The organism is Dyella sp. OK004 (genome assembly GCF_900114495.1).
Lineage (GTDB): Bacteria > Pseudomonadota > Gammaproteobacteria > Xanthomonadales > Rhodanobacteraceae > Dyella_D.
Genome location: NZ_FOZI01000002.1, coordinates 91,259 through 110,977 on the forward strand (window position 1 = coordinate 91,259; position 19,719 = coordinate 110,977).

The 19,719-nt window shown below is 61.5% G+C and carries 20 protein-coding genes; 13 read left to right on the plus strand and 7 right to left on the minus strand.

The features are described 5' to 3' along the window. Positions 1 to 13: 13 nt before the first annotated feature. The 8 genes from BM338_RS07125 (at position 14) to BM338_RS07160 (ending at position 8,123) form a co-directional block, all read left to right on the plus strand. Positions 14 to 1,708 carry a GMC oxidoreductase gene (locus BM338_RS07125; RefSeq protein WP_090450207.1) on the plus strand — a complete coding sequence of 565 codons (1,695 nt, stop codon included), beginning with the start codon at positions 14 to 16 and terminating at the stop codon, positions 1,706 to 1,708. An 11-nt stretch (positions 1,709 to 1,719) separates the two neighbouring features. After that, a complete protein-coding gene (locus tag BM338_RS07130; RefSeq protein ID WP_090450208.1) occupies positions 1,720 to 2,310 on the plus strand; it encodes a gluconate 2-dehydrogenase subunit 3 family protein in 591 nt (196 codons plus the stop codon). A 3-nt stretch (positions 2,311 to 2,313) separates the two neighbouring features. Continuing rightward, complete coding sequence (locus BM338_RS07135; protein WP_090450209.1) at positions 2,314 to 3,369, plus strand: sugar phosphate isomerase/epimerase family protein; 1,056 nt, start codon at positions 2,314 to 2,316, stop codon at positions 3,367 to 3,369. 2 nt (positions 3,370 to 3,371) lie between these two features. After that, positions 3,372 to 4,289: a hydroxypyruvate isomerase family protein gene (locus BM338_RS07140; protein WP_090450210.1), complete on the plus strand. Its 918-nt coding sequence runs from the start codon at positions 3,372 to 3,374 to the stop codon at positions 4,287 to 4,289. A gap of 204 nt (positions 4,290 to 4,493) precedes the next feature. Next, positions 4,494 to 5,282 carry a 3-keto-disaccharide hydrolase gene (locus tag BM338_RS07145; protein ID WP_090450211.1) on the plus strand — a complete coding sequence of 263 codons (789 nt, stop codon included), beginning with the start codon at positions 4,494 to 4,496 and terminating at the stop codon, positions 5,280 to 5,282. Between the two features lie 320 nt (positions 5,283 to 5,602). Beyond that, a complete protein-coding gene (locus BM338_RS07150) occupies positions 5,603 to 6,520 on the plus strand; it encodes a pirin family protein (protein WP_090450212.1) in 918 nt (305 codons plus the stop codon). 43 nt (positions 6,521 to 6,563) lie between these two features. Next, positions 6,564 to 6,992 (plus strand): DUF302 domain-containing protein, encoded by a 429-nt coding sequence (locus BM338_RS07155; protein ID WP_177229264.1) that lies wholly within the window; start codon positions 6,564 to 6,566, stop codon positions 6,990 to 6,992. A gap of 129 nt (positions 6,993 to 7,121) precedes the next feature. Further along, the gene (locus BM338_RS07160; protein WP_090450214.1) at positions 7,122 to 8,123 is read left to right on the plus strand and encodes a VOC family protein; all 1,002 of its coding nucleotides are present in this window, start codon (positions 7,122 to 7,124) and stop codon (positions 8,121 to 8,123) included. 4 nt (positions 8,124 to 8,127) lie between these two features. Here the strand turns inward: BM338_RS07160 and BM338_RS07165 are convergent, their stop codons facing one another. Continuing rightward, positions 8,128 to 9,063: a helix-turn-helix domain-containing protein gene (locus BM338_RS07165; protein ID WP_255367226.1), complete on the minus strand. Its 936-nt coding sequence runs from the start codon at positions 9,061 to 9,063 to the stop codon at positions 8,128 to 8,130. 96 nt (positions 9,064 to 9,159) lie between these two features. Between BM338_RS07165 and BM338_RS07170 the strand changes: the two genes are divergently transcribed. After that, positions 9,160 to 10,971: an alkaline phosphatase family protein gene (locus BM338_RS07170; protein WP_177229265.1), complete on the plus strand. Its 1,812-nt coding sequence runs from the start codon at positions 9,160 to 9,162 to the stop codon at positions 10,969 to 10,971. A 136-nt stretch (positions 10,972 to 11,107) separates the two neighbouring features. Here the strand turns inward: BM338_RS07170 and BM338_RS07175 are convergent, their stop codons facing one another. From BM338_RS07175 to BM338_RS07195, 5 genes are all read right to left on the minus strand, one after another. After that, the gene (locus tag BM338_RS07175) at positions 11,108 to 11,350 is read right to left on the minus strand and encodes an XAC0095 family protein (RefSeq protein ID WP_090450217.1); all 243 of its coding nucleotides are present in this window, start codon (positions 11,348 to 11,350) and stop codon (positions 11,108 to 11,110) included. Between the two features lie 823 nt (positions 11,351 to 12,173). Continuing rightward, positions 12,174 to 12,968 (minus strand): SDR family NAD(P)-dependent oxidoreductase, encoded by a 795-nt coding sequence (locus BM338_RS07180; protein ID WP_090450218.1) that lies wholly within the window; start codon positions 12,966 to 12,968, stop codon positions 12,174 to 12,176. A gap of 228 nt (positions 12,969 to 13,196) precedes the next feature. Continuing rightward, positions 13,197 to 13,691 carry an SRPBCC domain-containing protein gene (locus tag BM338_RS07185; protein WP_090450219.1) on the minus strand — a complete coding sequence of 165 codons (495 nt, stop codon included), beginning with the start codon at positions 13,689 to 13,691 and terminating at the stop codon, positions 13,197 to 13,199. 17 nt (positions 13,692 to 13,708) lie between these two features. Next, positions 13,709 to 14,203, minus strand: coding sequence for an SRPBCC domain-containing protein (locus BM338_RS07190; RefSeq protein WP_090450220.1), 495 nt, complete (start codon positions 14,201 to 14,203; stop codon positions 13,709 to 13,711). Between the two features lie 42 nt (positions 14,204 to 14,245). Then, entirely contained in the window at positions 14,246 to 14,845 is a 600-nt protein-coding gene (locus tag BM338_RS07195) for an NADPH-dependent F420 reductase (RefSeq protein WP_090450221.1), read from the minus strand. A 112-nt stretch (positions 14,846 to 14,957) separates the two neighbouring features. Here BM338_RS07195 and BM338_RS07200 point away from each other — a divergent pair, with 112 nt between their 5' ends. Then, positions 14,958 to 15,839 carry a LysR family transcriptional regulator gene (locus BM338_RS07200; RefSeq protein WP_090450222.1) on the plus strand — a complete coding sequence of 294 codons (882 nt, stop codon included), beginning with the start codon at positions 14,958 to 14,960 and terminating at the stop codon, positions 15,837 to 15,839. A gap of 207 nt (positions 15,840 to 16,046) precedes the next feature. After that, entirely contained in the window at positions 16,047 to 16,397 is a 351-nt protein-coding gene (locus BM338_RS07205) for a YkgJ family cysteine cluster protein (RefSeq protein ID WP_090451198.1), read from the plus strand. Positions 16,398 to 16,436: 39 nt separating this feature from the next. Here BM338_RS07205 and BM338_RS07210 read toward each other — a convergent pair whose 3' ends face one another. Continuing rightward, positions 16,437 to 16,910, minus strand: coding sequence for an Lrp/AsnC family transcriptional regulator (locus BM338_RS07210; protein WP_090450223.1), 474 nt, complete (start codon positions 16,908 to 16,910; stop codon positions 16,437 to 16,439). 165 nt (positions 16,911 to 17,075) lie between these two features. Between BM338_RS07210 and ald the strand changes: the two genes are divergently transcribed. Together ald and BM338_RS07220 are read left to right on the plus strand one after the other, a co-directional pair. Next, on the plus strand, positions 17,076 to 18,194 hold the full coding sequence (gene ald, locus BM338_RS07215; RefSeq protein ID WP_090450224.1) for an alanine dehydrogenase: 1,119 nt from the start codon (positions 17,076 to 17,078) through the stop codon (positions 18,192 to 18,194). A gap of 228 nt (positions 18,195 to 18,422) precedes the next feature. Beyond that, positions 18,423 to 19,658 carry a YXWGXW repeat-containing protein gene (locus BM338_RS07220; protein ID WP_090450225.1) on the plus strand — a complete coding sequence of 412 codons (1,236 nt, stop codon included), beginning with the start codon at positions 18,423 to 18,425 and terminating at the stop codon, positions 19,656 to 19,658. Positions 19,659 to 19,719: the final 61 nt, after the last annotated feature.

Sequence of the window (19,719 nt, forward strand, 5' to 3'; positions counted from 1 at the left end):
TCAAGGGACCCGCATGGAAAAGAACACATACGACGCCATCGTCGTCGGCACCGGCGTCAGCGGCGGCTGGGCGGCTAAAGAACTGACCGAGAAGGGGCTCAAGACCCTGGTGCTCGACCGCGGCCCCATGGTCAAGCACGGCGATTACCCCACGGCGATGAAGGCACCGTGGGAGCTGCCTTATGCCGACGAACCCACGCGGGAGGACATCGCGCGCCACCCCATCCATACGCGCCCCTCCTTCTACGGCATCACACAGTCCACCAAGCATTGGTTCGTCGACGACCTCGATAATCCTTATGAGGAAACCCGGCCGTTCGACTGGTTCCGCGGCTATCACGTCGGCGGTCGCTCGCTGATGTGGGGTCGGCAGAGCTATCGCCTCAGCCCGATGGATTTCGAGGCCAACGGCAAAGAAGGCGTCGGCGTGGACTGGCCCGTCCGCTACGAGGATGTGGCGCCCTGGTACGACTACGTCGAGAACTTCATCGGCGTCAGCGGCTCGATCGAACACCTGCCGCAGCTCCCGGATGGTGATTTCCTGCCTCCGATGGAGCTGACCAACGTAGAGAAGGATTTCCGCGACAAGATTGCCGCCAAGTTCGGTGGCCGCAAGCTGATCATCGGCCGCACAGCCAACCTTTCCGGGCCGCTCAAGCACGACAAGAGCCCGCAGCGCGCGCCCTGCCAGTATCGCAATCTATGTATGCGTGGCTGCCCCTACGGCGCCTACTTCAGCAGCAACTCCTCTACCCTGCCGGCAGCGGAGAAAACCGGCAACATGACCATGGTGACCAACGCCATCGTCTACGAGCTGATCTACGACAACGCCAAAGGCAAGGCCACTGGCGTACGTGTGCTGGACGCCGAAACCGGCCACCAGACCGAGTACTTCGCCAAAGTCATTTTCATGTGCGCGTCGACCTTCGGTAGCACGCATATCCTGCTGCACTCCACCTCCAGCCGCTTCCCCAACGGCTTCGGCAACGACAGCGGCGAGCTCGGCCACAACATCATGGACCACCTGTTCGGCAGCGGTGCGCACGCGCTGGTCGACGGCCACGAGGACCGCTACTACACCGGCCGCAGGCCCAACGGCTTCTACATTCCGCGCTACCGCAACATCGGCGGCGATAAGCGCCAGTACCTGCGCGGCTACGGCTATCAGGGCGGCGCGAGCCGCCGCGACTGGACGCGGCTGGTGGATACACCCGTGCTCGGCGACGAGCTGAAGCGCGCCGCGCAAACACCCGGCCCCTGGACCGTCTCAATGATGGGCTTTGGCGAGATGCTGCCCTCCCATCGCAACAAGGTCACCCTGGACACCAGCCGCAAGGACAAATACGGCATGCCGGTGCTGAACTTCGACGCAGCGCATGAAGAGAATGAGCTGATGATCGGCAAGGAGATCATCAACGATGCGATGGAGATGCTGACCGCCGCCGGCTATCGCGACGTGAAATCGTTCAAGATCGAGGCCAACGTCGGCGCCGGCATCCATGAAATGGGCACCGCACGCATGGGCCGCGACCCGAAAACCTCGGTGCTCAATGGGTGGAACCAGATGCATGCCTGCAAGAACGTCTTCGTCACCGACGGCTCGTTCATGGCCTCCTCCGGTTGCCAGAACCCGTCGCTCACCTACATGGCGATGACCGCGCGCGCGGCCGCCCATGCCGTGGAAGAACTCAAGCGCGGCAACATCTGAGGAGAGACGCCATGAATCGTCGCGAATGGTTGAAATGCATGTCCGCGCTGGCTGTGGGCGCCGTGGCCGCGCCGTCGCTGCTGGCCGTGTTCGACGCCCACGCCGCCGCGCAGAACGGCGGCGCCACCCCGCAATTCTTCAGCAAAGCGCAGGGCGACCTGGTGGCCGCGGTGGTGGACATCATCATCCCGCGCTCCGATACGCCCGGCGCGGTCGATGCGGGCGTGCCGCGCTTCATCGACCAGATGTTCAAGGACGTCTATACCCCCGAAGAGCAGCAGCGCTACCTCCACGCGCTGGCTGCATTCGAGAAGGAGAGCGGCAAGCCGTTCCTCCAGCTTGATGCAGCGCGACGCAAGGCGCTGGTCGTCAAACTGCACGAACAGGCGCTGGCCAAGGGCAAGGATCTCGAACCGGCCTCGGCACCCGCCTTCGTGCTGATGACCAAGAAGCTGGCCATGCTGGGCTTCTTCATGTCCGAGCCCGGCTGCACGCAGGTGCTGCAATACGCGGCCGTGCCCGGCGGTTACCAGGGCGATATTCCACTGTCGAAGGCGGGCAACGGCAAGGCCTGGGCGGTCGAAACGGTCCTGAGGATCTGACGCATGAAGACACTCAAAGGGCCGGGTATTTTCCTCGCCCAGTACGCGGGCGACGCTGCGCCGTTCAACACGCTGCCTGACATCGCTCGTTGGGCAGCGTCGTTGGGTTTCGTTGGCGTGCAGATTCCCTCCAACGACAAGCGCCTGTTCGACCTCGAACAGGCGGCGGCGAGCAAAACCTATTGCGACGACATCGCCGGCATGCTGGCTGAACACGGGATCGCAGTGACTGAGTTGTCCACGCATCTGCAAGGGCAGTTGGTAGCGTCGCACCCCGCTTATGACCGCTTGTTCGACGGCTTTGCACCCGCCGCGCTGCGCGGCCATACACAGGAACGCCAAGCCTGGGCCGTGCAGCAACTTAAGCTTGCGGCAACGGCGAGCAAAAATTTGGGGTTGTCCGCGCATGCGACCTTCTCCGGCGCACTGGCATGGCACTTGTTCTACCCCTGGCCGCAACGCCCGGCCGGGCTGATCGAAGAGGCTTTTGCCGAACTCGGCAAACGCTGGCGCCCGATCCTCGATGCCTTCGACGAAGCCGGTGTCGATGTCTGCTATGAACTGCATCCCGGTGAGGACCTACATGACGGCGCTACCTTCGAGCGTTTTCTCGATGCCGTCGGACACCACCCGCGCGCGAACATCCTTTACGACCCCAGCCACATGGTCCTCCAGCAGCTGGACTACCTCGAATTCATCGACTTCTATCACGAGCGCGTCCGCGCCTTCCACGTGAAAGACGCCGAGTTCCGGCCGAACGGACGCTCCGGCGTCTACGGCGGCTATCAGAGCTGGATCGACCGCCCCGGGCGCTTCCGTTCACTGGGTGACGGGCAGATCGATTTCGGCGCGGTCTTCAGCAAAATGGCGCAGTACGACTATCCGGGCTGGGCTGTACTCGAATGGGAATGCTGCATCAAGGATGCTCAGCAGGGCGCGAAAGAAGGTGCGGCCTTTATCCGCGACCACATCATCAAGGTCACCGATCGCGCGTTCGACGATTTTGCCGCGACCGGCTCCAATCGCACGTTCAATCGCCAAGTGCTGGGGCTCGAATAACTATGTCCACCGATTCCCGAGGCATCACCCGCCGCGCAGCGCTTGGCCAGATCGCTGCCGCCGCAGCGTTCGGCGCCACATCGCTGCTGGTGTCCGCCGAAACTACTGCCGGCAAGTCTGCATCGGCGAAGGCGACGCCCGGCCGCCTCAAGCAATCCCTCAGCCGCTGGACCTCCAAGGCGCCCCTTCCCGAATTATGCAAGCGCCTCCAGGCCATTGGCTTTGCCGGCGTCGACCTACTGTATCCGGACGAATGGTCGGTGGTGAACGACAGCGGCCTGTCCGTTTCCATGGGCTATCCCAAGCTGGTCTCTCCCGATCGTCGCGAGAGCTTCATCGCAATGGGCTTCAACGACCCGGCCAACCACGCCACGTTGCTGAAGGAATTGGAGGCGACCATCCCGCTCGCCAAGCGCGCCGGCGTGACCAACCTGATCACCATGTTCGGCAACCGCAAGGCGGGCATCGACGAGCGCGCAGCCGTCGATAACTGCGTGGCGGGGCTTTCCAAAATCGCACCTTATGCCGCCGAGAACGGCATCACCCTCTGTGTGGAATTGCTCAACAGCAAGGTCGACCACCACGGCTACCAGGGTGATCACACTGCGTTCGGCGTTGCCGTGATGAAGGGCATCGGCTCGCCCAACGTCAAACTGCTCTACGACATCTATCACATGCAGATCATGGAAGGCGACGTGATCCGCACCATCCGCGACAACATCCAGTGGATCGGGCACTTCCATACGGGTGGCGTGCCGGGGCGACACGAGATCGATGGTACCCAGGAGCTCAACTACCACGCCGTCGCCAAGGCGATCGCGGATCTGAATTACCAGGGCTTCATCGCGCACGAATTCATGCCGGCACAGCCCGATCCATTCGCCTCCTTCGCCGAGGCGTTCCAGATATGCACGGTCTGATGTTCTAGTGGATATCAGCAACACCGGTTGTTTGCTCCCTCCCCTGCTCGCAGGGGAGGGCTGGGGAGGGGTAAGTACTTGAGACAGCGCTTCCGTGTGAGCTTTTCGCAAGGGCTCACCCCCTCCCAACCTCCCCCTGCGAGCAGGGGGAGGAGCAAATCGCTTGTTACCCAGACCGCACTGATCAGCTCATTGGGGATGCTTATGAAACGACGAATCGCGATTGCCTTTGTTCCACTCGTGTTCGCATTGCCCACATGGGCACAGACCGCCCCCACCGCAGCGCAACCCACCGACCCCAAAGCCACCGAACAGTGGGAGCCAGTGCCCAAGGTCGTGATGCCGGGCAAACAGGATGGTGCGCCGCCCGCTGATGCCGTCGTGCTATTCGACGGTCGCGGCCTCGATCAGTGGGAAGCTTCCAAGGACCATTCGCCCGCACGCTGGAAAGTGCATGACGGCGTAGTGACGGTCGACAAGGCTACGGGAAACATCCAGACCAAGCGCCGCTTCAAGAACTATCAGCTGCACCTGGAATGGCAGGTCCCCAAGGACATCACCGGCGAAGGCCAGGCACGTGGCAACAGCGGCCTGTTCGCGGCATCGACCGGGCCGGCCGACGAAGGCTACGAAATCCAGATTCTCGATTCGTGGAACAACAAGACCTACGTCAACGGACAGGCCGCCAGCGTCTACAAACAGACGCCGCCCCTGGCCAATGCCATGCGCCCGCCGGGCGAATGGCAAACCTATGACGTGATCTGGACGGCACCAGTGTTCGCCGCCGACGGCACGCTGAAATCACCAGCCTACGTGACGCTGTTCCACAACGGCGTGCTGGTACAGAACCATACCGAGCTTGCCGGGGAAACCGTCTACATCGGCAAGCCGAAATACGTGGCGTACGCCGACGCCCCCATCAAGCTCCAGGCGCACGGCGACCACTCGAAGCCCATCAGCTTCCGTAATATCTGGGTGCGGCCGCTGGACTGAGCGCATCGCCGCCATTGCATGAGGGCCATTACCAGCTCTCATGTCGTGATTAAAGCGGAAGTATCTCGACTGGAAAGCAGCGCAGGCATTTTTGCGGCGCTTCTCACACTCCCGCTGACTTGCTTCAACCTGTCGAAAAAAATCACCGCCATCGGGAGGCGGTGATTTCCCTCATTCCAAGAGCAGATGCGCAACGCCGCAGGTGCTATCGATCACCATGAACCGCACATCACCCTGCCTTTAGTTGGGTGCTCGACGCATGGCATTCCGTAATACCTTCCGCACCCCACTCCCCCGCATCCCCTCTTCACGGAAAATGCATGTCGACCTCTATCCTCACGCCAAGCGGCCTGCGGTTCTCTCGCGTAGTGACGCGCGAACCGCATGCCGTTGGCGCGCACTGCCATATCCGCCAGTTTCGCCACACCGACTTTGGACAGGCCATGAGTCCCCTGGTGTTGGCCGATCATTTCGTGATGACAGGGCCGACGTTCGAGCTGCATCCGCATGCGGGCATGTCGGCAGTAACCGTGTTGTTCGAGGAAACCCAGGGCTGGATGAGCAGCCATGACAGCGTGCATAACGATCACCGCATCGAGCCAGGCGACCTGCACTGGACGCTGGCAGGCAAGGGCATCGTGCATACCCAGCAGCCGGAAGGCGAGCACGCCCGACTCGATGGCTTGCAGTTGTTCGTCAACCTGCCAAAACGGCTCAAGCGCATCGAACCCGCCACGATGTTGATACAGGCAAACGATGTACCCGTTATCGAGGCACCAGGTGTGCGCATGCGCGTGCTAGCCGGCTCGCTGGGTGGCAGGACATCCCCTCTTCCGACCCCCGAGCCCATTCTGATCGTGGATGGTCGGCTCGATGCCGATGCCTGCGTCAATCTCCCGCTGCCAGCAGGCTGGAGTCTTTGGCTGTATGCCAGAGACGGCGATCTGACCGCGCTGGGACTCGGCGCAGCGGAAGGTGACAAGGCAGTGGTGCTGCCCTCCGGCGCAGCCACCGTCATCACGGCCGAGAGCACAGGGACAGTGCAGGTGCGCGCTTCGGCGAGTGAAGTGAAGCTTGGCGTCAAGTTCGTGGCCATCGCGGGTCCTGCGATCAACGAACCTATCGTGCAGAAGGGACCCTTCGTGATGAACAGCCACGACGAGATAGAACAAGTGACCGCCGACTATCACGCCGGGCGGTTCGGTACCGTGAAGCCTTTTACCAGTGGCACGCCGTGAATTCGACTGACCGAGGCGCAATATGACTACCGCGACAGAGACCATGCACGACGTTGACTATGGCCAGCTCCAGCACCACGCCTTCCAGCGATCGGTGACCACCGGCCACGGCTTCGAGGAAACGCTTCAGCTCGTACGCGAGGCACTCCAGGAGGCCGACTTTTGGATCATCCACGAGATCGATCCGCAGATGCTGCTGAAGAAAGGCGGCTATGCGATCCATCAGACATGGCAGATTCTCTTCTTCCATCCGCGCTACATGGTCCGGCTGCTCGGCCTCGATCCTTCAGCCTTGCTGGAGGCGCCGCTGAAGATCGTCGTGATGGCCGACGAGGCGGGCAAGGTCACCTTGCGCTGGCTCGATCCAGAAGCGTTGCTCTCGAAATACGCCGTGAGCGGCCTGCTCGAACTCGGGCGCGAGTTTGACCAAACTTACACGGCGATAAGCGCTAAGGTCGGTGCCGGCCTTTGATCCGTCGGCATGCGGGCCATAACCTCCGAGGTTATTGCTCGCATGCCGTGCACACGCAAGCATGCATTGATGTCGACGCCCCACCCTGGCCCGATGTACCCACGGAGTAAACGCGCTGTGCGACCGACCATGCTTTTGTCCATGTTGTTACTGACTTTCGGCCTGAGCCTGCCTGCAGCGGGCACAGAATCACTCGCCACCACCAGTTCGCTCGACCATGTGCTGCTATGGGGCCGCGATATGGATCAGACGACGGCGGTCATGGCGGTCAAACTCGGATTCCAGGTCAGGCCAGGAAGAAATCCTTCTGGCGTGATTAACCGTTTTGTGCGGATGCCCGACCGCAGCTATCTGGAACTGGAAAGCATCACTCGGCCAGACGCCGACATGGATCCCGGCAGCCGCGCGGACCAGGTCGCATTGCATGGCGGCCCTGGTGCCCGGACTTTTGGCCTGCGCTCCTCGACACTGGAACAGGCCCGCACGCTCCTGCAACAACAAGGCTTGAATCCTACCGCCATCTTCACGTCATCGCCCACAGACCCCGATGGCGAAGGTCCGTCGAAGCCACTGCGCTGGCGCCTTTTCGCATTCGATAAACAGCCGCTCTCGAGCAGTCTGTTCTTTATCGATTACCCGCTGAGCCCCACCTCGCCGGCCCGTATCGCAGATGACCGGATTTTGCGCGAGCATCCCAACAGTGCGCGCGAAGTATCCGAGTTCTGGCTGCTGTCGTCGGATGCTGATGCGGACCGCAAGCAATTCGAGCGGATGGGATTCAAGGGCGCTACGCCGATACGGCTCTCGCAGTTAGCCGCGCGCGGGTATGCGGTACCAGTCGGGCAGAAGCGTGTCCTTCTACTTCAACCGGATGGCGCGGGGCGCGCTGCCGACGCGCTGCGCAACGGAGGGCCGCAGGTGCTGGGTGTCAGCATTGGCGTCGCGGACATCGACCGGGCCAAGCGATGGGTCGAGCGCGGCTACGAAAAGTACATCACGGGGTACGACGGATTGCTGGGCCGCTCATTCCTGGCGCCGACGCAGGACGACCTTGGCCTTCTGATCGAATTCCACGCCCTGCCCGATGACATCACCAAACATGCCCGCATTGCCGCCGGGCACACCGACTGAAGACTCAGGCTTCGGACGCCGCCAGCCGGGCACACACGGCGGCGGTGTGGTCGTCCGCGGGAAAAGCGCATTCGATCCGCAACTCGTCGAGCGTGACGTCGCGTGGCATGGAAAATGTGGTGATGGTTTCGAAGAAGCGCAGTTCGCCTTCGTCACTGCGAAAGACGATGGTCAGCACCGGGTCGGGCTCGTTCTTCAGATCGCGGAAGCGCCAGCTGGCCGGTACGTCGGGATACTGAAGTATCTCGTTCAAGAGTTGCTGCGACCGCTGATCGGACGGAACGGAAGCAAGCTGCTCATGAAGGTGGTGGATAAATTTCTCCGCCACCTCCGGCCAGTTGGCCATGACGGAGCGGAAATCTTTCGGGTCGAACACCTGATGCAGCAGATTGGCGTGCGGACTCTCGCGACCTTGCATCAACAGGCGGTTGATCCTCACGGCGGCCTGGTTGGTCATCAGCACGTTCCAGTGCCGGTCCAACACGAAGGCCGCATACGGCTCCTGGTGCGCCAGGATCAATTCAATCGCCTGCCGCATGCGGCCGAGCGCAGGCGTAGCCAGCGGATTCTCGGCGTACTCGGGCGCGTAGCCACCAGCGAGCAGCAATGTATTGCGTTCGCGCAGCGGAAGCTTGAGCGCCTTGGCCATGCGGCAGACCATCTCGCGGCTCGCCTGCGCCTTGCCTGTTTCAACGTAGCTCAGATGCCGCGCCGACATATCCGACTGCAAGGCGAGTTCGAGCTGGCTGATTCGCCTTGCAGCCCGCCATTCGCGGAGCAAAGCCCCGATCGGTGGAGGTGGCGAACGTTCACTCACAGGGTTCGGGGATTTCATGTCGGCGACATAGGCAAGGTTTGACGCATTAGACGGGGTTTGCCCACGAGCCGCAATTCGAATGTCGCGGCGAGCACCCGTGCGGCAAACCGCAACACGGATCACAGATGCATGATTTTACGGTGCCGTGCGAATACGGCTGTCATGAAAGGCGCCAAGCATCACCGCGCCCAATGGCGGGCGCCGACAGGCCATGCATCCATGAAGGGAACTTACCGCGCGGCATTGAGTGCCGCTTTGCTGATTGTTGCGACCTGCCCCATGGGCGCCGCAGTAGCCACCACCTACACCAGCGCGAACCTGATCGTCGGTGGCGATGGCGAGGCGGCCGCCTGCTCGCCCGACTGGAACGCCGTCACTACAGTGCCTGGCTGGACGGTACTTCATGGCAACCCCAGCGTTGTCTGCTACACCGCGGCCAGTTTTTCCACGCCCAACGCGCAGGCGCAAGGCAAGGCCTTTCTTGCCGATGGTCCGTACGGCGACTCCACGCTGCAGCAGCGCGTAGATGTATCAGCCGCGAGCACCGCGATCGACACGGGCACCACGACCTATACGCTTTCCGGCTGGCTGGGCGGATACGGCATCTACAGCGCCCATACCGTGCTGAGCGCGACCTTTCTCGATGCCAACGGTCAGCCGATTGGCGCATCGGCAGCGGTGCCCACGGTGACGGCGTCCGATCGCGGTTACAAGAACGCCTTTTTGCAGCGAGCGATCAGCAATGCGGTGCCGGTAGGAACGCGTTCGATTTCTGTGCTGCTGCGCTTTGTGGATACCAGCGCCTCCTACAACATCGGCTATGCCGACAACGTGTCATTGACGCTTTCCACGCCAGTGCCGGCGCCGGCGCTCACCTCTCCAGCCTCGAACGTACCGGCGTATGACCATGTCTTCATCGTCATGATGGAGAACACCACCTACAGCCAGGTCATCGGCGACACCACCGACGCGCCCTTCATCAACAGCCTGGCCCAGCGCGGCACGCTGCTTATGAATTCAAGCGGCACCTATCACCCCAGCGACGAAAACTATCTCGCCATCGCCGGTGGCGATAATTTTGTGCAGGGAGCGATCTATTACCCGAACATCCATGTCGCTGCTCCGCATCTCGGCGATCGCCTGGAAGCCATGGGCAAGACCTGGAAGGCGTACGAGCAAGGCATGGGCACGCCGTGCAATACCAACAAGAACTACGACTCGTACTACGCGCCCGACGATGCACCGTTTATCAACTTCACCAACATCAGCAACGACGCTGCGCGTTGCCAGGCGCACCTGGTGGATCTGAGCCAGCTCACCAGCGATCTGCAAACCGCGGCAACCACGCCGAACTTCGCCTGGCTGGCCGCCGATGATTATTACGATGGCGAAGCCTCGGGCAACGGCTCTTCGGCAAGCCTGAAAGTACAAGATGGCTGGCTGCAGCAGACCCTGCAACCGATTCTCAACTCGCCGGCATGGACCGGCCAACGTTCGCTGCTGATCCTGACCTGGGACGAGTCCGCGGATAAGTCCAACAGTTCCGGCAATCACATCGCGACCATCCTGGTCGATTCGCGGGGCGCGGTACGAGCCGGCTACGGCAGCTCCGTCAGCTACAACCACTTCCATGTCGGCCGCACCATCGAACAGGCACTTGGTCTCGCCTCGTTGACCGCAAACGACACCTACGCCGCGCCGATCAACGACGCCTTTGCACCCGCCGCACCGCCACCGCCGGCACCGACGCTGTCCACCACGACGGTCACCGTGCCGCAAGGTGGCCGCATCGTGTTCGACTATGCGACCACCGGCGCCAAGCAAAGCACCACCAACTGGGTGGGCATCTACAACGCCGGCAACACGCCGGGGTCGCAGTCGTCGATCACCTGGCAATACGTGCCCACCGCCAACGGCAACGTGGCGTTCGACACGTCCGCGCTATCGCCCGGCAACTACACCGCCTGGTATCTCTACAACGATGGCTACGGCGTGTTGAACGGCCCGGTCAGCTTTACCGTATCGCTCTAGTCCGTCTTGCCGGGATCGCGGCGCGCCGTGGTCCCGGCAACCGCATCGCCTGCTTCATGACGTAACGTCTAACCTCACATTCGTTGCGATTGCCGAGAACATCTCTGGTGGACCGCAATGCTTTCCGGCATTTCGGTCAGCCAGGCCATCGCCACTGGCAACTATCAATAACGACGGTGAGCTCGCCCGCAAAAGTACCGAAGCAGGCAAAGGCAGGCTTGGGATCAACCTTCAACGGCTTCGCCTTCGGATCAGAACGGGCCGCAAGATCGGCCAACTGTTGTAGCGCATCACGTATCTCGCACAACTGGTGATGCGCTGATTCGGGTAGGACGTAGTGCCACGCGATGGGTTGCGAGCTGCGTGTGGTGCGGACCATAGCGATATCTCCTCGATGTAGGCACAGTCGTTTCGCCCAGGTGCGGCACATCGTGCGCAACGCACAACGTGCCGCAGGGCGATCACAGGACTCAAGGGCTCACCAACGGCTCATGCGTGAGCATCGGCGCGGTGTGATTGAAGAAGTGGATTGCAGCGACGGCCCTTTCCATCGATGCACACGGCAACGCGCCGGGTGCATCGGCATCAGCGGATTCGCATGGAAACGGCAGCGCCGCGGTTCCTCAATCGTGTTCGCTGATAACGCGAACGGCCCGGTTTATCGGTGAGGGTGCCGCCGAGGGGTTTGGCGGGCGAGCAAGTACCGTATGATCTGGCTTAGCCATATCAACTCCACGTTAGTTGGTTTGGCTAGCGAGTCAGGGGTGTTCCTAGCACCTCTGGCTCGCGCTTCTACACTGCATCATTGCAATGGTTGCTTGCGTCGACGTGAAACAGACTCCGCAAGCAACGGAACGAAGCTAGCAAAAGATCAAATGGACGTCTGTAGGGATTGGCCTGCATGGCATATGCAAAACATGTCAGCTGCTGATCGCGCGACTATCTATGGCGTGGGTTTCGCTGAGTTGCGGGTCGCCATAGATAGCTAAGCAACGCTGGTCGCCCGCTTAACTACTTCCGCCCCCTTTTGCTCAGACTTTCCTTACCAGTATCGTCCGGGTCACGATGCGAGACAGTTCCTGGATAACTGTGGGCTAGACGAACATGAAAAGGCGAAATTCGCTTGCGGGAACTGGATGAGACGACTGGGTGAGGGTGGCCGCGCACGCAGTTCCATTGACGTCGTTGCCGCACCACGTATTTCAGGCAACCGAACGAACGACGCCCCCATCGACTCGCAGTGCAGCACCTGTAGTCGCAGAAGCCTGTGCCGAGCAGGCATATACCACCATGTTCGCGACCTCTTCGGTGGTGGCGAAGCGGTTGATCAGCGTCGTCGGGCGCGCGGTGTTCAGGAACTGTTGCTCAGCTTGCTCCTGCGTGATGCCCTGCTCCTGCGCCGTCGACTTCATCCAGTTGGACAAAATCTCGGAGTTGGTTGGGCCCGGCAGCACAGCATTGACGGTGACACCCGTACCCGCAACGAGCTCGGCCAACCCGCGCGAGACGGCCAGTATCGCCGTCTTGGTGACGCCGTAGTCGATCATTTCCTTCGGGATGTTCAGCCCGGATTCGCTGCTGATAAACACCACGCGTCCCCAGCCGTTCGCCGTCATTTTCGGTACGTAATGGCGTGCGGTACGCACGCCACTCATCACATTGAGCTGGAACAGGTCGAGCCATTCGCCGTCGTCTTGATCAAAGAAATTGTTCAGACGTGCGGTGCCGGCGTTGTTGACGAGAATGTCCGCGTCCGGCGCTTGCGCGAACAGAGCCGCGCAGCCTTCTGCCGTGGCGACGTCCGCGGCGACGCCGGTCAATTCGGCTTTCGGCAACAAGGCGCGCATCTCGCGCAACGCGGCATCGACGCGTTCCTGCGTGCGTCCGTTGACTACCACCGACGCGCCTGCACGCGCCAGCCCTTCGGCAATCGCGCGGCCAATGCCGGCGGTGGAGCCCGTCACGATCGCCTTGCGTCCCTTGAGTTCGATATGCATGGAATTTCTCTCCGATTGAGGAATGGTCAGCCCGCCTGCTTCGCCACTCCTGATTAGTGTCGAGTCTCAGCCGGGCGAATGCTTGCCTTCCCTGCTCGCGAGAAAGCGCTTCCAGGAGAGGTTTTCGCAAGGGCTTACCCCTCCCAACCTCCCCCTGTCCCACGGGACTAGCTTCGCGTCGCGAGCAGGGGGAGGAGCTAACAACGCCCGGCTGAGACTCGACACTAATCAGGTCGCCGCTTGCGCTTCCGCCGCCCGGGCGAGGCGCTCAACCCAGTCTTGGTGATAGCGATACAGCGCGCCGGGATGCTGGCGTCCGATCACGTCGAGAAAGAACTCGCCTTGCTGCGTTTCCTCGGTCAACACGTGGCAACCGTCGTCCGTGGGCGTGATGACCCAGCCATGGTAGGCACTCGAACCGGTTTCATCGCCATCGACGGTCGTGGTCCACGCCAGCCGGCGATTCGGTACGCATTCGGTCACCACCAACGACATGGGATAGCCGACCGTCACTCGGTGGTAGCGCGTGCCCAGTGCCAATTCCGATTCCCCGGACAGGATTTTCACTTGATCTTCGGCGGGAAAGTAACGCGACCAACGCTCTGCATCGACCAGTAGCTTCCACACCACTTCCGGTGGCGCTTTCACATCAATGTCATTGAGCGCGTAGATCGCCGAAATTTTCGGATCGTAACGCTCGGGCCAAATCACTTTGTCGATCATGTTCATCATCCCGATACCTAGGCGCGCGGCTTCTCGCGGGCGACTGCAACCTCGGAGAGGGCTTTGAGCAGCTTTTCGTGAGTGAGCCAGAAAATGTCTGGCGCCTGCCTGGCCAATTCGATCCAGTGCTGACCTTGCATCGTTTCTTCGGTCCACAGATGGCAGCCGTTGGCCGTGGGCGTGATGATCCAGGCGTGATAGGCCTTGGAGTTCTCGGCGACCTTCGGGTAGCCACCCCAGGCGATGCGCGTCATCGGCTCGAACTCCTGCACCGATGCGTAGACGTCCTGCCCTGCCAGATTCGTCTCGAAGCGCGTACCTGCGCCGAAGCGCTTGTGACCGTCCAGCAGCTGCAGATGCTGGACGCCGGGATAGAAGCTCGGCCACGCATTGGGATCGGTGAGCAACGACCAGATCGTCTCGACCGAAGCGGCGACTTCCAGCTCATTGGTAAAGTGAATCGGCGAGCGGCTAGGTTTCATTGCTTCGGGCCATTTGATGGTTTCGTACATGGTTTTCTCTTGAAGGGTGTGTGATGAATTGCCAGGTTCGCTTTAGTCGGGCTTGACCAAATTCTGGAAAATGAGCGGCGCCCAACTTCGTCCGCGTGCCTGTACGAGCGCGCCGCCTTCAGCGAGCTTGCCCAGCCATACCGACGCAAAGCCGAGGTGTTCGGCCAAAGCCGCCACTGGCGGCACTGCGCTGTCGTCGTCGCTGGCGAGGAACACGACGCGGCGCCCGCCTTCGACGTTCGGATCGGCGGCCAGCAAGCCAGCAGGCAGATGGTTGAAGCCCTTCACGAATTTGGCGCCAGAGAACGCCTTGGCGATGACGGAGGAGGACGGCATGCCGCCCAGTTCTTCGACGGGCACGCCATACGCGTTGGTCGCGTCGATGACCGTCTTGCCTTGCCAATGGGCCAGCGCCTTGGCGACGGCTGGGTGTTCCCGAAACGGCACCGCGAGAATGATGACGTCGACCTGGAGAGCTTCCTGCAACGCCTTGGGGATGACTGTCTCGCCAATCGCCTGCGCTTGCGGTGCCAGTGCGTCGGGCGGACGCCGGCTAGCGACGGTCACTTGGATGCCCTTACGTGCGAAGGCGCGAGCGAGGGCTTGGCCCACTTCGCCGAAACCGATGATCGAATAATTCATGAAACCAATTCTTCTCAAAATTTGCGAAAAAATTTTGCGCGAGAAGGATGCTAATTAATGCGTCATTGAATGATAATAATGAAATTCTTCATAAGACTAATTCCAGAATAGAATGGATCGTTTTCACGAATTGAACGCCTTCATTGCCGTGGTCGAAACCGGCGGCTTTTCCGCGGCGGCGCGCAAAACGGGCGAATCCCAGTCTGCCGTCAGCAAGGCGGTGAGCGCGCTGGAAAAACGCCTCGGGGTGGCGCTGCTCCATCGCAGCACGCGGAAAGTGACGCTTACCGATCAGGGGCAGCGGTACTACGAGCGCACCAAACCGCTGGTTGACGAGATCCAGGTAGCAGACAGCGAACTGACCAGCAGCACGCTGGATGTCTCGGGCCTTGTCAGGATCGCTGCACCCTCGACGTTTGGCCGCCTGCACGTGCTGCCGCTGATTCCCGAACTGTTGTCGCGCCATCCCGGCCTGCGGGTCGATCTGGTGCTGTCCGATGCCGTAAGGGACATGGTGGAAGACCGGATTGACCTGGCCATCCGCGTGAGCCCTATCAACGACCCCGATTCCGTCGTACGGCACGTGGCCGATACCTCACTCGTCTGCGCTGGCTCTCGCCGCTACTTCGCGCAACATCGCATCCCGAAGACGCCTGCCGAACTCGCTGATCACAATTGCCTGGTTTATGGCGACATGACGGAGTGGCCATTCACAGGACCGGAAGGTAGATTCAGCGTGCCGGTCAACGGCAATCTTTCATCCAACAGCGTCGAAACGATTCTGGCTGGCGTACTGGCCGGCGTAGGCATCGGCATGTTTCATCGGGCTTCGCTTGTGAAAGAGTTTCAGCATTCGGATGTGATCACGATTCTCGATGACTTCGTCAACGAGCCCAGGGGCGTCAGCCTTGTCTGGCCGAAGCGCCGGTTCGTGCCTACACGTGTACGACGCGCAACGGATTTCTTTGCGATGACACTTCCGCTACGCGTCTAGTTGGGAAGTTGAACAAGCACGATGCCAGACGTAGCTAATTGCATTTAACTGCCTCCGTCCCGCTCCCTAAACGTGTCAGCTGCTGATCGCGTGACTATCTATGACGGGTTTCGTTGAACTACGGTACTTCCAGGCCACCTTGCGTGGGATGGTCCACTCCATTCCCTTTTTGCATCTTGAGAGTAAATAAAGGAGTTGGATGTTGTGATCCCCTACGATCGAAAAATTGAAAGGTTGCGCCAACGCATTCCGTCATTCACCTGCATCGTCGGTTGCCACGATTGTTGCGGACCGGTAACGGCTTCCGCGGAAGAGGTCGCGCGGCTGCCGATCAAAACCGAAGAGGAACATGCCACGGCGTTGGCCGAACTGAGTTGTCCCTATCTGGGCAAGAACGGTTGCGAGGTTTACAACGAACGCCCGCCTATCTGCCGTCTGTTCGGAACGACGCCGCGCCTGCTTTGCCCGAATGGAAAGCGGCCGGTGTACATGATCGATACCAGGACCGAGGACGAGATCCACGCCTTCCTCAAACAAACGCGGCAAGTGCTGTTGTAGAACCAGCGACTGTCATCGCGGGAAGCAGCTACCGAAAACTCACACCGGCAGCGCCGTAGTCTTCTTCACCGTGCGCAACGCCAGCGTCGATTGCACGCGCACCACGCCAGGCAGCTGGGTGAGGATGTCGGTGTGGATGCGCTCGAAATCGGCGGAGTCGGCGTAGGCCACGCGCACCATGTAATCCGCCGCACCGGCGAGCAGACAGCATTCGGTGACTTCAGGATGGCGCTGGATCGCCGCCTCGAACGCGTCGAGTGCGGCGCGGCCTTGCTGGTCCAGCGTGACCAGCACGAAGGCGGTGCCCGGCAGGCCGGCGGCCTTCTCATCCAGGAGCATCACGTAGCGCGAAATCAGGCCGCGCTCCTCGAGCAACTTCACCCGGCGCAGGCAGGCCGAGGGCGACAGATTGATCTGCAGGGCAAGCTCCATATTGGTCAGGCGCCCGTCCTGCTGAAGCAGCTGGAGGATCGCCCGATCTCGCTCATCAAGGGACGGATCGGCGCGCAGCATAAAATTCCAATGAAATAGGATTAGTCGTGGTTAAAATTCTACACATGAGCGCCTATAGACACCAAATGAGCGAGAAATTGCTCAACACACCGTTCATACTGCTGCGTCTCCGGCACCCTATGCCGCCGGTTTTGCAACCCTCCCACTAGCGAGAGAAATCCAGTCATGCGCATCGGTGTGCCGAAAGAAATCAAGAACCACGAGTACCGCGTAGGCCTTATCCCGTCGTCCGTGCAGGAGTTGGTGCACCACGGCCACCAGGTTCTGGTGCAGGAAGGCGCTGGCCTGGGTGCGGGCATCACCGATGCTGACTACGTTGCTGCCGGCGCCACCATGGTGGGCAACGCCGACCAGATCTTTGCCGACGCCGACATGATCGTGAAGGTGAAGGAGCCGCTGGCTGTTGAGCGCAAGAAGCTCCGCAAGGGCCAGATCCTCTTCACCTATCTGCATCTCGCCCCCGATGCGGAGCAGACGAAGGACCTGATCGCCTCCGGCGCGGTCTGCATCGCGTACGAAACGGTCACGGCCGCCAACGGTTCGCTGCCGCTGCTGACCCCGATGTCCGAAGTCGCTGGCCGTCTTGCTCCGCAGGTCGGCGCGCATTCGCTGGAAAAGGCCCAGGGCGGCCGCGGCGTGCTGCTCGGCGGTGTGCCGGGCGTGCCGGCCGCTGAAGTGGTCATCCTCGGTGGTGGCGTGTCCGGCACCCATGCGGCGACGATTGCTGTCGGCATGGGCGCCAAGGTCACCGTGGTGGATCGCTCGGCCGACGCGCTCAAGCGTCTTGCCACGCAGTTCGGCACCTCGATCTCCACCGTGTTCTCCACTCGCTCGGCCATCGAAGAGCTGGTGCGCCGCGCCGACCTGCTGATTGGCACCGTGCTGGTGCCGGGCGCCGCAGCGCCGAAGCTGGTGACGCACGACATGGTGCGCACGATGAAGCCGGGTTCGGTGATCGTGGACGTGGCCATCGACCAGGGCGGTTGCGTGGAGACCTCGCACGCCACCACGCACTCCGATCCGACCTACGTGGTGGACGGCGTGGTGCATTACTGCGTCGCCAACATGCCGGGCGCCGTGGCACGCACCTCGACCTTTGCGCTGAACAGCGTGACCCTGCCCTTCACGCTCGCGCTGGCCAATAACGGCTGGAAGAAGGCGCTGGCGCAGGACGTCCATCTGCGCAACGGCCTCAACGTGTCAGAAGGCCAGGTGACCTGCGAGCCGGTGGCCCAGGCGCACAACCTGCCGTACGTGAAGGCGGAAACCGCGATCGGCCTGTAAGCCTCGCAAACGCGACCTCCCTGCCTTTGACGGCAGGGAGGTTGTGGCAAGTCAGACGCCCACTTCGCCTCGGATGGCTTCTGCGAACGGCACTCACGTGAACGCAAGCTTCGCGTAAGCATGAAATCGCACTGAACCCCTTCTGCTCGATGACACTTCCTGCGTCATCGACGCCCGACATGGCTCGTTCTCGTTATTGGCATCCGACGCCACCAACGAGGATTCCCCATGTCATTGCTCTCTCGCCCCTCAAGCAGAAAGACGCGTACTCGACTGGTGCGCGGACTGTTCGCGATCACGTTGCTGACGGCCGGTTTCGCCGGTCTGCCGCAGCCGGCCACCGCGGGTGTCTTCGTCTCGGTGACGGTCGCGCCGCCGCCGCTGCCGGTTTACGTGCAGCCCGTGATTCCCGCGCCTGGCTATATCTGGGTGCCCGGCTACTGGGCCTACGATGACGGCGACTATTACTGGGTGCCCGGCACCTGGATACTTCCGCCCTACTCCGGCGCGCTATGGACGCCAGGTTATTGGGGCTGGGGCGACGGCGTATACGTCTTCCATACCGGTTACTGGGGTCGGCACGTCGGCTTTTACGGCGGCATCAACTACGGCTTCGGCTACACCGGCATCGGTTATGCGGGCGGTTACTGGGACCGCGACCGCTTCTATTACAACCGCAGCGTCAATCACATCACCAACAACATCACCAACGTCTACAACAAGACGGTGATCAACAACACGACGATCAATAACACCACCATCAACCACACCAGCTTCAATGGTGGCCCGGGCGGTATCTCGGCGCGACCGACGCCACAACAATTGCAGGCACAGCGCGAGCAGCATGCCGGACCGGTGGCCGCGCAGCGCCAGCAGATGACGATGGCCAGCCAGAATCGTGCGATGCATGCATCGGTGAATCATGGTGTGCCGGCCATCGCCGCCACACCGAAGCCCGGCGTTTTCAGCGGACACGATGTGGTCGCGGCGACGCCCATGGCCGCCAACGCGCGCCCCGCCGCCATGCAAGGGCCGGCACATGCCGCTGCGCCAACAGCCTCGCCCATGAACGAGCGCGGTGCGCTGCGTTCCGCCAGCTTCGCGCCGCATAACAACGCGCCGCATAACAACATGGGTGCGAACGCTGCTGCACCGGCGGCGCCTCACGCTGCGTATTCGCCTGCCGCGAGCCACGCATCCAACATGGCACCGCGTCCGCAGCCAAACACCTACCGTGGCGAAGCGATGAGTCCGCGCAATCCTTATCAAGGTGGACATGCGGGCAACCGCACCGTCGCAGCGCCGCCCATGCATGCGTCGATGCCGCGACCTGCTTATCGACCGGCTCCGCCGATGCCATCGCCCCACCATCCACAAGGCGGTGGACGACCCGCACCGCAGGGGCAACCGGCAGCTCACGCTCCCGCGCCGCAGCATAATCATGGCGATCACGGCATGCATTGATAACGAAGCGCATGTGCTGCAAAGCCCGCCGATAGGCGGGCTTTGTTTTATCGGGCGCAGC